Source organism: Streptomyces sp. SID486, assembly GCF_009865385.1.
Classification (GTDB): Bacteria; Actinomycetota; Actinomycetes; order Streptomycetales; family Streptomycetaceae; genus Streptomyces.
In genome coordinates this window covers 15,420-29,336 of sequence record NZ_WWJT01000788.1, presented here as the reverse complement: position 1 = coordinate 29,336, position 13,917 = coordinate 15,420, and the positions used below count along the sequence as shown (strand labels likewise).

At 72.5% G+C, this 13,917-nt stretch carries 11 protein-coding genes and 3 pseudogenes; 6 read left to right on the top strand and 8 right to left on the bottom strand.

Going from position 1 to position 13,917, the window contains the following annotated elements; genetic code table 11:
- The first annotated feature begins 43 nt into the window (after nucleotides 1–43).
- The 5 genes from GT045_RS37160 (at nucleotide 44) to GT045_RS37140 (ending at nucleotide 5,158) form a co-directional block, all read left to right on the top strand.
- The gene (locus tag GT045_RS37160) at nucleotides 44–739 is read left to right on the top strand and encodes a TerB family tellurite resistance protein (protein WP_161297451.1); all 696 of its coding nucleotides are present in this window, start codon (nucleotides 44–46) and stop codon (nucleotides 737–739) included.
- A gap of 50 nt (nucleotides 740–789) precedes the next feature.
- Nucleotides 790–2,013 (top strand): sialidase family protein, encoded by a 1,224-nt coding sequence (locus GT045_RS37155; RefSeq protein WP_161336913.1) that lies wholly within the window; start codon nucleotides 790–792, stop codon nucleotides 2,011–2,013.
- 34 nt (nucleotides 2,014–2,047) lie between these two features.
- Nucleotides 2,048–2,413, top strand: a complete 366-nt coding sequence (locus tag GT045_RS37150) for a DoxX family protein (RefSeq protein WP_161336912.1) — start codon at nucleotides 2,048–2,050, stop codon at nucleotides 2,411–2,413.
- A complete protein-coding gene (locus tag GT045_RS37145; RefSeq protein WP_161336911.1) occupies nucleotides 2,410–3,333 on the top strand; it encodes an RNA polymerase sigma-70 factor in 924 nt (307 codons plus the stop codon). The genes GT045_RS37150 and GT045_RS37145 overlap by 4 nt, the downstream gene beginning before the upstream one ends.
- Nucleotides 3,334–4,177: 844 nt before the next feature.
- Nucleotides 4,178–5,158, top strand: a complete 981-nt coding sequence (locus tag GT045_RS37140) for an SGNH/GDSL hydrolase family protein (protein ID WP_345942874.1) — start codon at nucleotides 4,178–4,180, stop codon at nucleotides 5,156–5,158.
- Between the two features lie 132 nt (nucleotides 5,159–5,290).
- Here the strand turns inward: GT045_RS37140 and GT045_RS39290 are convergent.
- The 8 genes and pseudogenes from GT045_RS39290 to GT045_RS37105 form a co-directional block, all read right to left on the bottom strand.
- Nucleotides 5,291–5,495, bottom strand: a pseudogene (locus tag GT045_RS39290) (IS5/IS1182 family transposase); the annotation flags it as partial.
- Nucleotides 5,496–5,521: 26 nt separating this feature from the next.
- Nucleotides 5,522–6,052: pseudogene (locus tag GT045_RS37135) on the bottom strand (hypothetical protein); the annotation flags it as partial.
- 181 nt (nucleotides 6,053–6,233) lie between these two features.
- Nucleotides 6,234–6,396 (bottom strand): annotated as a pseudogene (locus tag GT045_RS40335) (RacP protein); the annotation flags it as partial.
- Nucleotides 6,397–6,400: 4 nt separating this feature from the next.
- Nucleotides 6,401–7,348 (bottom strand): dihydrodipicolinate synthase family protein, encoded by a 948-nt coding sequence (locus tag GT045_RS37125; protein ID WP_161336909.1) that lies wholly within the window; start codon nucleotides 7,346–7,348, stop codon nucleotides 6,401–6,403.
- A complete protein-coding gene (locus tag GT045_RS37120) occupies nucleotides 7,349–8,353 on the bottom strand; it encodes an ABC transporter ATP-binding protein (RefSeq protein WP_161290171.1) in 1,005 nt (334 codons plus the stop codon).
- Nucleotides 8,350–10,326: a dipeptide/oligopeptide/nickel ABC transporter permease/ATP-binding protein gene (locus GT045_RS37115; protein ID WP_161290174.1), complete on the bottom strand. Its 1,977-nt coding sequence runs from the start codon at nucleotides 10,324–10,326 to the stop codon at nucleotides 8,350–8,352. Before GT045_RS37115 ends, GT045_RS37120 begins: the two co-directional genes overlap by 4 nt.
- Nucleotides 10,326–11,282, bottom strand: a complete 957-nt coding sequence (locus tag GT045_RS37110; RefSeq protein ID WP_161336908.1) for an ABC transporter permease — start codon at nucleotides 11,280–11,282, stop codon at nucleotides 10,326–10,328. The genes GT045_RS37115 and GT045_RS37110 overlap by 1 nt, the downstream gene beginning before the upstream one ends.
- Before the next feature lie 4 nt (nucleotides 11,283–11,286).
- Nucleotides 11,287–12,909, bottom strand: coding sequence for an ABC transporter substrate-binding protein (locus tag GT045_RS37105; RefSeq protein WP_161336907.1), 1,623 nt, complete (start codon nucleotides 12,907–12,909; stop codon nucleotides 11,287–11,289).
- Nucleotides 12,910–13,154: 245 nt separating this feature from the next.
- Between GT045_RS37105 and recO the strand changes: the two genes are divergently transcribed.
- Nucleotides 13,155–13,901 carry a DNA repair protein RecO gene (gene recO / locus GT045_RS37100; RefSeq protein WP_161336906.1) on the top strand — a complete coding sequence of 249 codons (747 nt, stop codon included), beginning with the start codon at nucleotides 13,155–13,157 and terminating at the stop codon, nucleotides 13,899–13,901.
- The last annotated feature ends 16 nt before the right edge of the window (nucleotides 13,902–13,917 follow it).

The window sequence follows — 13,917 nt, the reverse complement described above, 5'->3', positions numbered from 1 at the left end:
ACGCCAGCACGGCGATGTTGCCGCGCGGTTACGGAGGTGCGACGTGCTGCCAGTACGGGGACGAGACGGCCGTGCCGCCAGGGCTGCGCGCATCCTGGGCACCCGCACCGCGTGGACACCCGTCGGGGACGGCGAGTTCTTCTGCCCCGGCTGCGGCGGCGACCGCAACTACCAGCGGCTCACCGGCCGCCGCAGGCTCACCCTGCTCGGCGTGCCCGTCCTGCCGCGCGGCGCCACCGGGCCGGTCGTCGAGTGCGCGGCCTGCCAGGACCACTTCGGCACCGAGGTCCTGGACCACCCCACCACCCGGCGGTTCTCCGCGATGCTCCGCGACGCCGTGCACACCGTCGCCCTCGCCGTGCTCGCCGCGAGCGGCACCTGTGCCCGCCCGGCCCTGGAGACGGCCGCCGCCGCGGTCCGCGCGGCCGGCTTCGCCGACTGCACCGAGGACCAGCTGGCCGCCCTGGTCGAGGCCCTCGCCGCCGACACCGGCCGGTTCTTCGAGCAGCCCTGCGGGGCCGGGCTGACCATAGAGCTGCACGAGGCCCTGGACCCGCTCGCCCCGCACCTGGCCCCGGCCGGCCGCGAGTCCCTGCTCCTCCAGGCCGCCCGCATCGCCCTCGCCGACGGCCCCTACACCCCCGCCGAACGCGACGCCCTCGTCACCGTCGGCGCGGCTCTCACGATCTGCGCCGACGACGTCACCCGCCTGCTGGCCGCGGCCCGTACCCCGTCCTGACCACCCGAACGGAGTAAGAGCGGCGCCCTCCCCGCGGGCAGCATCAGGGCGTGACCCCGCGCAGCCGTTCCCTCCTCGCCGGCCTGGTGCTCCTCACCTCGTTCACCGTCCGGATCCCCGCGCACGCCGCGCCCGGCGGCTGCGGGTCCTCCACGCCGTACGTCTCCGGGCAGGGCGGCTACGCCGTCTACCGCATCCCGGCCGTGGTGAAGACCCGGCACGGCACCGTCCTGGCCTTCGCCGAAGGGCGGCGCGGCGGCGCCGCGGACACCGGTGACATCGACGTCGTCCTGCGCCGCTCCACCGACGACGGCTGCACCTGGGGCCCGCTGAGCGTGGTGGCCGCCGGGCGGGGCCACACCCGGGGCAACCCGGCCCCCGTCGTCGACCCGCGCACCGGCGCCGTCGTCCTGGTGACCTGCGCCAACGCCGGGACCGTGACAGAGGCGCAGATCATGCGCGGCCAGGTCACACCGGCCCAGGGCCGCCGGGTCTTCGTACAGCGCAGCTGGGACGACGGCCGGCGCTTCACCGCCCCCCGGGACATCACGGCCGAGGTGACCCGGCCGGGCTGGCGCTGGTACGCCACCGGCCCCGGCCACGCGGTCGCGCTCACCCGGGGCCCGCACCCCGGCCGGCTGCTGGTCCCCGCCAACCACTCCGCGGCCCCGCCCGCCGGCTCCCGCGACACCGGACAGGAGGCCAGGTACTACGGCGGGCACGCCCTCTACAGCGACGACGGCGGCGGCCACTGGCACCTCGGCTTCGTGGACGACGGGTACGACGGCGTGACCAACGCCAACGAGACCAGCGCCGCCCAGCTCCCGGACGGCCGCGTCTACTTCAGCTCCCGCGACCAGAATGGCACCGCCCCCGGCAACCGGCTCGACACCTACTCCGGCGACGGCGGCCGGACCCTGGACCGCCCCTACGCCCCCCAGCCGGCCCTGGACGCCGTCCCCGTGGTCCAGGGCAGCGTCCTGCAGGCGCGCGGCCCCGGGGCGCCCCTGCTGTTCTCCGCGCCGTCCGTACCGTACGCCCGCCGCGCCCTGGCCCTGTGGGGCAGCGCGGACGCCGGACGCACCTTCACCGCGCTCGGCACCCTCACGTCCCGCCCGGCCGCCTACTCCGACCTCGTCCAGCTCGCCCCGGGCACGATCGGGGTCCTCTACGAGACCGGTGTCCGGGGCCCGTACGAGTCGATGGAGTTCCGCCGGATCCGGCTGCACCGGACGCCGGGGCGTGTCACGGGCGGGACGGCTGTCTCGTCGTAGGGGGGTACGACCTTCCCCGATCGAGGAGCGGATGATGAACCTCGTCCTGTGGCTCGCCGCCGGACTGCTGGCGGCGGTGGCTCTGCTCGGCGGCGTCACCAAGACGTTCGTGCCGAAGGAGAAGCTGGCCGCCGCGCACGGCGGGGGCTGGACCGGCGACGCCGGCACGGGATTCGTGAAGACCCTCGGCGTGCTGGAACTCCTGGCCGCGGCCGGCCTGGTCCTGCCCGCCGCGCTGGGCGTCGTCCCGGTGCTGGTGCCGGTGACCGCCCTGTGCTGGATCGCGCTGATGATCGGTGCGATGATCACCCACGGCCGTCGCGGCGAGTCCGCGTTCGTGTTGCTGAACCTGGCCTACCTGACACTTGCCGCGTTCGTCGCCGGGGGGCGATTCCTGTGAGCGGGACCGAGGAGTTCGAGGAGCTGCGGCCCCTGCTGTTCTCGATCGCCTACCGGATCCTCGGCAGCGTGAGCGAGGCCGAGGACGCCGTCCAGGAGACCTGGCTGCGCTACTCCGCGTCCCCGACCCGGCCCAGGTCCGTCAAGGCGTTCCTGTCCGCCACGGTGACCCGGCTCTCCATCGACGTCCTGCGCTCGGCCCGCGTCCGGCGGGAGACCTACGCCGGGCCGTGGTTCCCCGAGCCGCTGCTCGCCGACCCCTACGAGGACCCCGCGCGGTCGGCGGAGCTGGCCGACTCGGTGTCCATGGCGGCCCTGCTGCTGCTCGAACGCCTCAGCCCGCTGGAGCGGGCGGCCTTCGTGCTGCGGGAGGTGTTCGACTTCGGCTACCCCGAGATCGCCTCCGCGGTGGGCCGCTCGGAGGCGGCCTGCCGCCAGCTGGTGGTACGGGCCCGGCGCCACATGACCGAGGGCCGGCCCCGCTTCGAGGCGGACCGCACCGAGCGGGAGGAACTGGCTTCCCGGTTCTTCGGCGCCCTCCGCGAGGGCGACGTCACCGGGCTGCGGGAACTGCTCTCCGCCGACGTCTCGATGGCCGGCGACGGCGGCGGCAAGGCGCCGCAGCTGGCCCAGGCCGTCACGGGCGCCGAGCGCGTGTCCCGGCTGCTGGGCTCCGTCTTCCCCAGCATGGCCCGGCTCGGTGTGACGTTCGAACCGCACGAGGTCAACAGCCGGCCGGGCGCGGTCTTCCGCGACCGCGACGGCAGGGTGCTGCACACCATGACACTCGACGTCATCGACGGCCGGATCCGGACGATCCACCTGGTGGCCAACCCCGACAAGCTCGGACACGTGGGCCCGGTCGGGGACGCCTGGGCGGTCCACCGGGAGCTGGGGCGGTCCCGCCGGGCCGCCCGCTGACGTCGGCCCGGCAAAAACGGCGGTGCGCCTGGAGACCTGTACGTCACCGTGCACGTCGTCGACCGGTCAGCCGTCGGACTCCGGCGTGCGAAGCTCCGGCGCTTCAGCACCGGCCGCTGCCTTGCTGGACGGCGGCCTGATCGTCGTCGACATCACGCCGTCAGCGGACCGCGACGAAGCCGAGGCAGGCCATGGCCGCCCCGTGGAGCGAGCGGCTGCCGGGGCTCGATCGCACGCGGAACGGGATTCCGTCGATCATCATGCGGTGGTCGCACCGCCGGCCTCCCCGACCGTCCGACGGCGGTAGACGCGGTTTCCGGAGCGACCACTCGCGGTTCGTGCCCCATGCCTCAGCCGACGAACCTCGGCCACCAAGCCGCATGGTCCGCCGGACAGGGCCTGGTCGGCTCGGGTGTGCGCTGACGTCGGCCCGCAGGCGTGACCTTCGATGCCGTCTTGCTGATCGTTTCAGATTGAGGTTGTCCTTCGGCGCGCCGATGTCGTCGTGGTGCGGTCCGACGCCATCAGCTCTCTGCGGTACATCTCTTTGCTGTCAGCGGTCGGCTACCCGCGCACTCGCCTTGGCGCCGGACCTCAGCGCAATACGCTCGGGTGGTTTACCCGGCGCACCCGTCCGGCGGTCACCCGCCCTCAACTAGCTTCATGCCGTAGTCGCATGACTACGTTGAGTGAATGGAGACCGTGGATGCGTTCGACGTTCATGGGCAGGCTGGCAGCCCTCGCCCCGACGGCCCTGCCGGCCCGTCCCGGGGGAGCTATGCGGCACCCTGTCTCCCGCCTGCGAGCAGGAGCACTGGCCGTGGGGCTCACGCTGGCGGTATCCGTGCTTGCGCCTTCGGGCTCCGCCGGTGCGGCTGATCAGTATCAGTGGGCCGCGCTGGGTGACTCGTACACCGCCGGCGGGTTCGTCGGGGACCCGCAGCCTCCGCTCGGCGATGCGGCGCGGGACGGATGTGACCGCACCAGCGACGCCTACCCCGGCGTGGTCGACCGGGAGTTCGACGAGTTCCCGCCGGGCAAGCCCGTCCACCTGACCAACGTCAGCTGCGGCAACGCCACCATCGCCGACATCGCCACGTCCAGGCAGACGCCGATCAGCCCGGTCCAGCCCCCCGCCGGAGGCTGGCCCGCGGTGGACACGCAGATCCAGCGAGCGAAGCTCAACGACAACACCGACGTCGTGACCATCGGCGTCGGCGGCAACAGCCTGCCCTTCGGAGGCATGCTCCTCAAGTGCCTCGAACTGGGCGCCACACCTGGCAAGACCTGCCGCGAGTACTACACCAGCCCTCCCGACGGAGAGGAGGGCATCCAGGACAAGCTCGCCCGGGTCCAGAACGAGTACATCGAAATGCTGGCCAGGGTGCACGAGGCCGCACCCGACGCCAAGGTGATCACCGTCGGCTATCCGGCCGTCCTGCCGGAGGAGGGCAGTGCCTGCAACCGCCTCTCCCTCACCGAGCTGGGCCTGATCAAGCACGCCGACGTCGACTGGCTCCGGGAAAACGTCCTCAAGCCGCTGAACAGCACGATCCAGCGTGTCACGTCGTTCTTCGGCGACCGCTACGTCGACGTCTACTCCTCCAGCGTGGGCCACGACGCCTGTCAGCCCGCGGGCACCAAGTGGGTTGAGGGGATCTGCGGCGATGCCGCGGACTACTGGCCCGCCAAGCTCCCCGGCACCCTGCTGAACTGCGCTCCCATCAACAAGCGTGTCACCCTGGTCCACCCCAACGCCCACGGCTACGCCAACACCGCCGCGCACGTCGAACGAGCCATCCGTATCGCCCTCCTCGACCGCTGACCAGCAGACCAGACCCGACGCCGGAGCCACGGCATCTGTTGCAAGGAGACGCGGCCGAACACCTGGCCGACCAGCACAGGCGCCTGGCAACTACGACAGGCCCGGGACCGGGCCTGTCGTGGCAGACGTCGTCAGCAACTGGGTGACATCGTGCCGGTTGCCGCCGGTTGCCGCCGGTTGCCGCCGGTGAGCATGACGGCGAGCGGTGTCCCGTGACGGTCGACGATCACATGGCGCTTGGAGCGGGGACAGGACCGGTCGACGGGCGAAGGTCCAACCCGATCCCCCCTCTGAGAGCACGGACGTGCGAGCCGTCTAAGACGCTGTCATCCAGATCCGACAGGTCGGCGCGAACGCGATCAGTCAGGTGCCGGTTGCTCGGGCGGACCGGGGTTGGGCGCGCAGAGCGGGCAGCCGGGCGCGGTCGTCCGCTGTGGCCAGGCTCTCGCCCAGGGTCAGGAGGGAGAGGAGCCGCACCGGCCGGCCGGTCGTGGCGGCCGCCTCGAGTTTGTGGTGGCCGTCGAGAAGGAAGTGGGTCAGGCCCCAATGCGCGCAGGGATCATCTCCCAGGCCGAGAGCCGACTGGCACACGTCCAGCGTGGAGACAGCCACCGCCGTAGGAACCGTTCCCCGCTCCATCAGCGCGATGTACTCCTCGACGCGCTGTCTTTCGTTCCAGTTCGGGGGGACCATGGGCACGACGAACTCGTAGAGGTGGGCGCCGGCGTCGACCGAGGTCTCGAAGGTCCGGTAGTACGGGGTGTGCGGGTACGCCGGGAGGCCCCAGAACTGGTCGATCCCCCACGCTGTGACCTGCTCGCCGCTGAAGTAGTCACCTTCCTGGCCGGGGGTGATCAGGCGGGGTTCCACGCTCAGGAGCAGCGGAAGGTACTCGTCCGCATGCTCCTGGGGCTGTGCCCGGTGCGGGTCTTGGAGGCGTCCTCGCGGAAGGCGGTGTCCCGGACGAAGTGGAGCCTCATTCGGCGTCCGTGGTGTCCGAGGGACAGCGGCGACGACGCATGACGAGGGGTCTGCGAACGCGGCGGGACCACCCACAACGCGGCCTCGTCGCCGGTCAGGAGCCGGCGACGAGGCCGAGGGTGGACTCAACGGAGTTGAGCTGGGCGACGATGGGGCTTCACCCACTTGTCGCCCGGGTGGGCGGCGGTATGCGGGCCGCCGGTGCCGGTGATGAACCGGCGGAACTCGGTCAGCTTCTCCCTGCCCACCGCCCGTTCGGGTCTACCGCCGGTCCGTCCCCACGCCGAGCAGCCCGGCCGCGGCCAGGAACTTGCCGACCTGCTCGACCTCCTCACCGGACAGCGGCACCTGCGGCTCCGCGGTCACCGGGCAGTCGATGACCCCGCGCAGATGCAGCGCCGCCTTGAACGCGCCCAGCGCCGCCGAACCGCCGCCCATCCGCGCCGGGGCACCGGCGCCGACCATCCCGAACAGCGCGCACAGCCGCTCCTGTTCGGCCCGCGCACCCTCCCAGTCACCCGCCCGGCACTGCCGGTACAGGCGCACGTAGCCGTGCGGGTCGACGTTGGCCAGACCCGGCACCGCCCCGTCGGCGCCCAGCGCCAGCGCGGAGTCGGCCACCAGCTCGGAACCGGTCAGCACGCTGAACCCGGGGTGGGCACGGGCCCCCGTGACGATCTCCCGGAAAGCCGCCAGGTCCCCGCTGGAGTCCTTGATCCCGGCCAGCACCCCGTCCCCGGCGAGCCCCAGCACCAGGTCGGCGGGGAGCTTGGTGTGCACGGCGACCGGAATGTCGTAGGCGATCACCGGGACCGGGCTGGCGGCGGCGATCCGGCGGTAGTGGTGGACGATCTCCGAAGGATGGGTGCGGGTGTAGAACGGGGCGGTGACGACGACGGCCTGCGCGCCGGCCGCGGCGACCGCCGAGACGTGCTCCAGGACGCGCGGGGTGGTCATGTCGATCGCGCCCGCCAGGACCGGCAGCTGACCGCCCACGTGCGCGGTGACCGCCTGGACCACCTGCCGGCGCTGCCCGTCCGTCAGGAAGGCCGCCTCCGACGTCGAGCCGAGCAGGAACAACCCGTGCACCCCGGCCTCCACCAGGAAGTCCACCAGGCGCAGCAGCGACGGCACGTCGACCTCCCGCCCCGGCGTGAGCGGGGTGCAGACGGGCGGGACGACACCGGTGAGGGGCGCGGGGAAGGTCATTCAGGGCTCCTGGCGAGCTAGGTCTCGGGTCGACGTGTCCTCCTCCACAGGATGGTGACAACGGTAGCGGTGTCCGGGCTGCGACGCGGCCGAGAAGTCCGGCATCACCCGCGCGCACACCTCGTCGGCCTTCCAGCAGCGGGTGCGGAACGGGCAGCCGCTCGGCGGCCGGGTCGCCGACGGCACCGGCCCGCTCAGCGGGATCGGCTCGATCGGGTCCAGCAGGCCGGGCGTGGCCGAGAACAGGGCCCGGGTGTACGGGTGCCGGGCGGCGTCGGTGACCCGGCCGGCCGGGGTCTCCTCCACGATCCGGCCGAGATACATGGTGATCACCCGGTCGCTCATCCGCCGCACCGTCTGGATGTCGTGCGACACGAACACCAGGGCGAGACCCAGGCGTTCCTTGAGGTCGAGCAGCAGATTGAGGATCTGCGCCCGGACCGACACGTCCAGGGCGCTGGTCGGCTCGTCGGCGACGACCAGGGCCGGTTCCAGGGCGAGCGCGCGGGCGATCGCGACGCGCTGCCGCTGCCCGCCGGACAGCTGCCCGGGCAGCGCGTCGGCCAGCGCCCGGGGCAGGCCCACCAGGGCCATCAGCTCCCGTACCCGGTCCTCCCGTTCGGCCCGGGTGCCGCGCTGGTGGACGTCCAGCGGGTCACGCAGCACCCGGCGGACCGTCAGCCGGCGGTTCAGGGCGGTCGACGGATCCTGGAAGATCAGGCCGGTGCCCGCCCCGACCGTGGCCCGGCGTTCCGCGGACGGCATCGCCCACAGGTCCCGGCCGCCGAACGACACCGTCCCGGACACCGGGCGCTGGACACCGACCAGCACCTTCGCCAGCGTCGACTTCCCGCACCCCGACTCGCCGACCACACCGACCGTCTCACCGGCCGCGACGCGGAGATCGGCGCCGGTCAGGGCGTACACCCGGTCCCGCCGGAACAGGCCGCCGCTGCGCGCCCTGTGCACGACGTGCGCGTCCCGCACCTCCACGACAGCGGTCACTGCAGGGCCTCCTCGCTCTCGGCGGACGTCAGCTCCACCGCCGGACGGTGGCAGGCGGCCGTGTGCACCGGGGTGCCCGCGAGGACCGGGGCGGTGCGGTGGCACACCTCGGTGGCGAGCGGGCAGCGGTCGGCGAACCGGCAGCCCGCCGGGAAGTCGGCGGGCGACGGCACGACCCCCTTGATCTGGGTCATCCGCTCCGCGGCCGACTCCAGCGAGAGCACACTGCCGAGCAGCCCGCGCGTGTAGTGGTGGGCCGGGGCCGCCACCAGGTCCGCGGTCACCCCGGTCTCCACGATCTGCCCGCCGTACATCACCACCACCCGGTCGGTGACGTCGGCGACCAGCGCCAGGTCGTGCGAGACCAGGATCAGTGCGAAGCCCAGCTCCGCCCGCAGCCTGAGCAGCAGCTCCATGACCTGCGCCTGCACGGTGACGTCCAGGGCGGTGGTCGGTTCGTCGGCGACGATCAGCCTCGGCTCCCGGGAGAGGGCCATGGCGATCAGCACCCGCTGGCGCTGCCCGCCGGACAGCTCGTGCGGATAGCTGCGCAGGGTGCGCTCGGGGTCGAGACCGACCAGCGCCAGCAGCTCCCGCGGCCCGCGGCGGCCACCGCGCCGGACGAGCTGCTTCAACTGGGCACGGATGGTCATGGCCGGGTTCAGCGAGGACAGCGCGTCCTGGTAGACCATGGCCATCTCGTGGCCGAGCAGCCGCCGCCGCGCCCGCGCCGGCTCGGTGAGCAGGTTCCGCTGCCGGAACCGCACCTGGCCGCTCACCCGCGCTCCCTTCGGCTGGAGCCCCATGACCGTGAGCGCGGTCAGCGACTTCCCGCACCCCGACTCGCCCACCAGGCCGAGCACCTCCCCGGGGTGCACCTCGAAGCTGACCCCGGCCACGATGTCCACGCCCCGGTGCCGGTCCGGGAAGCCGATGGCGAGGTTCTCCACGGCGAGCACCGGCTGCCCGCCGCGGTCGGGCAGCGGCCGCGCCCGGGACCGCAGCCGCCGGGCGGCCTCGGTGAGGCCGGGCAGCGGCAGCACCTCACCGGTGCCCGGCTCGGGTGTCTCCAGCCGGTCCTCGGGCGCCCTCACCTCCCGCGGGGCGGGCGCCGCCCACGCGTCCGACACGCCCTCGGACAGCACGTTCAGCGACAGCACGGTGAGCAGGATCAGCAGACCGGGGAAGACGGTCGCCCACCAGCCACCGGTCAGCACCATGTTCTTGCCGTCGGCGATGACACTGCCCCAGGACGGGTCCGGGGGCCGCACACCCGCGCCGATGAAGGACAGCGACGCCTCGAAGACGATCGCCTCGGCGACCTGGACGGTGCAGAACACCAGGACCGGGGCAGCGCAGTTGACGGCCACGTGCCGCAGCACGATGTGCGGGGTGCGGGCCCCGATCACCCGTTCCGCCGTCACGTAGTCCTCGCCGTACTGGTCCAGCACGTTGGCCCGCACCACCCGCGCCACCGGCGGCGTGAACAGGAAGGCGATCGCGCAGATCAGCACGCTGATCCCGCCGCCGAACACGGCGACCAGCACGGCCGCGAGCGCGATCCCCGGGAACGCCATCACGACGTCCAGACAGCGCATCAGCGTCTCGTCGAGCGCCTTGCGGGAGGTCGCGGCGAGCGCCCCGAGCAGCGCGCCCACCACGAGCGCGAGCGCGGTCGCCCCCAGCCCGATCGCCAGCGACCACCGGGCGCCGTACATCAGCCGGCTCAGGATGTCCCGGCCCAGGCTGTCCTGCCCCATCCAGTGCCCGGCGGACGGCGCCCCGGTCCCGCCGGCCGGGTCCTGCTGGTCGAGCGGGTCGTGCGGCGCCAGCACCGGCGCGAGGACGGCGACCAGGACGACCAGGGCCAGGAAGCAGACGGCGGCCTTGGACGGCAGCGGCAGCCTGCGTGGGCCGCGCAGCCGGACGCCGGGCCGCGACAGCCGCTGGGCGAGACTCGCGCGCGTGACCATCAGCCCGCCCTCAGTCGTGGGTTGACCAGCAGATACAGGATGTCGATGACGAGGTTGACGACGACGAACCCGGTGGCCGTGGTCAGCACGACGCCCTGGACGACGGCCGGATCGCCGTTCTGCACGGCGTCGATCATCAGCTTCCCCATGCCGGGCAGCGAGAAGATCGTCTCGATCACGACGGCGCCGCCCAGCAGGTAGCCGACCCGCAGACCGAGCACGGTCAGCGGATTGACCAGGGCGTTGCGCAGCACGTTCCGGCCGACGACCACCCGGGGCGGCAGCCCGCTCCCGACGGCCGTGCGCACGTAGTCCTTGTCCAGCTCCTCCACCACCGAGGTCCGGACGATCCGGGTCAGCTGGGCGGCGACCGGCAGGGACAGGGCGAAGGCGGGCAGCGCCATCGTCCGCAGCCATCCGGTGACGGAGTCGGCGGGGTTGATGTAGCCGCCGGTCGGGAACCAGCCCCGGTCCACGGCCAGGTACTGGATCATCAGCAGCGCCAGCCAGAACCCCGGCGCGGCCACCCCGACCAGCGAGACGACCCGGATGACCTGGTCCGGCAGCCGGTCCCGGTACACCGCCGCCGTCACCCCGCCGGTCAGCGCCAGCACGACCGCGACGGCGAGGCCCAGGAAGGTCAGCTGGAGGGTGAGCGGCAGGGCGGTGGTGACCTGGTCGACCACCGGGGCACGGGTGAGCGCGCTGGTGCCCAGGTCGCCGTGGACCAGGTCACCGACGAAGTGGACGTAGCGCACGGGCAGCGGGTCCAGCAGCCCGTTGCGCTCCCGGAAGTCGTGCAGCTGCCGCGGAGTCGGATTGGCGCCCTGGAAGAACGCGGACGCCGGGTCGACGTCCGAGAACCGCATGACCAGGAACACGAACAGCACGATGCCGAGGAGCAGCGGCACCAGCAGGGCGACCCGGCGGAGCAGGATCCGTACGACCGTCGTCATGCCGTCAGATCCAGCGGGCTTGCAGGAGGTTGACGCCCGGGTAGGGCTGCGCCCTTATCCCGCTGAGCTTGCGCGCGTCCCAGGCGGTCATCAGCTCGTTGTGGACGACCGGGTAGAGCACGGCCTGCTCGGCGACGACGTCGACGTAGTCCTGGACCATCGTCCTCTTCTTCGCGGGATCCGGTTCCCGGGTCGCCCGGTCCATGTCCTTGAAGAGCTGCCTGGCGACCGGGTCGCCGGCCCACCGCGTGTACTGCATCCACAGGTTCTCGGGGCCGTAGTTGTAGTGCATGATCAGGTCGGCGTCGAGTCCGAACTGGTTCGGGTTGGAGGCCGCCGCCACCACCTGGTAGTCCTGCTTCTGGTCCATCTTGGTGAACACGGCCGTGGTCTCCTGCGGTGCCAGCGTGGTCTCCACGCCGATCGCGTCCCAGGAGGACTTGACGGTCGGCAGACAGTCCACGATCCAGCTGACGTTGACCGCCAGGATCTCGATCTTCAGATCCTTCACCCCGGCGGCCCTGAGCAGCGCCCTGGCCCTGTCGGGGTCGTGGTCGTAGACGGTCGCGGCCCGCCGGTAGCCGGGGTTGCCCTCGTCGAGGAACGAGGACGCGGGCTTGCCGTGCCCCTTCAGCGCGACCTGCACCATCTTCTCCGTGTCGATGGCGTAGTGCAGGGCCTGCCGCACCCGGACGTCGTCGAAGGGCTTGTGCCGGGTGTTGAACATCAGGAAGAGGTTGTTCATCCCGGCGCCGCCGGCCACCTTCAGGCCGCCCTGCTCCAGCCGCGCGATGTTGGCGTAGGGGATGTTGTCGGCGATCTGCGCGCCCGCGCCGGTCCCGGAGATCTTGGCGACGCGCGGGGCGGCGTCCACTATCGTCAGCCAGTTCATCCGGCGGAAGGCGGGCCTGCGGGGGCCGTTGTAGCCGGCGAACGCCTCGAAGGTGGTGTTCGACTTGGGGTGGTGCGCGGTCTGCCGGTACGGCCCCGAGCCCACGGCCAGCCCCTTGATCGCGTCGTCCCAGGCGCCGGGCCGCGAATAGACGTGCTTCGGCATGACCTTGGCCAGCGTGAGCCGCGAGAGCCCGTCCGGGAAGGGGAACTTCAGCACCAGTTCCACGGTGCGCGCGTCGGCCTTGCGCACCGAGTCCAGCCAGGGGGCGAAGAAGCCCTTGGCGAGGGTCTGGGTCTTCGGGTCCAGGATCCGGTCGAAGACGAACACGACGTCGTCGGCGGTCACCGGCTCGCCGTCGTGGAAGGTCGCGCCGGGGCGCAGGGTGAACCGCCAGCGGGTGGCGCCCGGGTCCTTCGGCACCTCGGTGGCCAGCGCGGGGTACGGCGCCCGGGTGATCGGGTCGGTGTCCAGCAGCCCCTCGTAGATGTGGTTGTTCGCGGCCATCGCGAACGCCGACGCCGTCTGGGTCGGGTCCCAGCTGCCGTCGTTGCCGTAGCCGATGACGGCGGTCAGCGTGCGGTCCTTGCCGCTGCCCCCGCCGCCGGTCTCGTTGGTCGACTCCGGCCCGGTCGAACAGCCCGCCAGCAGCGCGCCGGCCCCCAGCGCTCCCGCGCCCTTCAGCAACGACCGGCGGCGCGGTGCCGGTACGTCGGGGTTCACGTCGTCGCGCACGGATCCTCCAGCAGGTGGGTGGGGGAGGGGTGGGAGGTGAGGTACGACGTCCTACGTCCTACGTCCGGTCGGTAGCGCGACCATAGGAGGGGCCGTGGGGGCGGTCAAGACAGCGCACACGAATGGCGTAGGGGAGCGGGACGCCGTCGGTGCCGGGAGCCCGCAGCGCCCGCAGCCCGGGGCGGGGTGCCCCGGCGGCGGCAGGTGAGCCCGGCCACTCGGCGCCATGGGCGAGAATGGTGGGCATGAGTCTGTTCCGCGACGACGGCATCGTGCTGCGCACCCAGAAGCTGGGCGAGGCGGACCGGATCATCACGCTGCTCACGCGCGGTCACGGGCGGGTGCGGGCCGTGGCGCGCGGCGTGCGGCGCACCAAGTCGAAGTTCGGAGCCCGGCTGGAGCCGTTCTCCCACGTCGACGTGCAGTTCTTCGCGCGCGGGAGCGAGCTGGTCGGGCGCGGGCTGCCGCTGTGCACGCAGAGCGAGACGATCGCTCCGTACGGCGGCGGGATCGTCACCGACTACGCCCGGTACACCGCCGGGACGGCCATGCTGGAGACGGCCGAGCGGTTCACGGACCACGAGGGCGAGCCGGCCGTCCAGCAGTACCTGCTGCTGGTCGGCGGGCTGCGGACGCTCGCCCGGGGGGAGCACGCCCCCCATCTCGTCCTCGACGCGTTCCTGCTGCGCTCCCTGGCCGTCAACGGCTACGCGCCCAGCTTCACCGACTGCGCGAAGTGCGGGATGCCCGGCCCGAACCGCTTCTTCTCGGTCGCCTCCGGCGGCTCCGTCTGCACCGACTGCCGGGTGGCGGGCAGCGTCGTACCGTCCCCGCAGACTCTGGTACTGCTGGGTGCGCTGCTTACGGGAGACTGGGAGACGGCGGACGCCTGCGAGGCACGGTACGTCCGCGAGGGCAGCGGGCTGGTGTCCGCCTACCTGCACTGGCACCTGGAGCGCGGGCTGCGCTCCCTCAGGTACGTAGAGAAGTAGTTCACGGTCGAGGAGA

Bases quoted from the DNA above. Each gene is read 5' to 3' on its own strand.
- GT045_RS37150 (WP_161336912.1), top strand. From the start codon at position 2,048: ATGAACCTCGTCCTGTGGCTCGCCGCCGGACTGCTGGCGGCGGTGGCT.
- GT045_RS37125 (WP_161336909.1), bottom strand. From the start codon at position 7,348: ATGACCTTCCCCGCGCCCCTCACCGGTGTCGTCCCGCCCGTCTGCACC.
- GT045_RS37115 (WP_161290174.1), bottom strand. From the start codon at position 10,326: ATGGTCACGCGCGCGAGTCTCGCCCAGCGGCTGTCGCGGCCCGGCGTC.
- GT045_RS37110 (WP_161336908.1), bottom strand. From the start codon at position 11,282: ATGACGACGGTCGTACGGATCCTGCTCCGCCGGGTCGCCCTGCTGGTG.
- recO (WP_161336906.1), top strand. From the start codon at position 13,155: ATGAGTCTGTTCCGCGACGACGGCATCGTGCTGCGCACCCAGAAGCTG.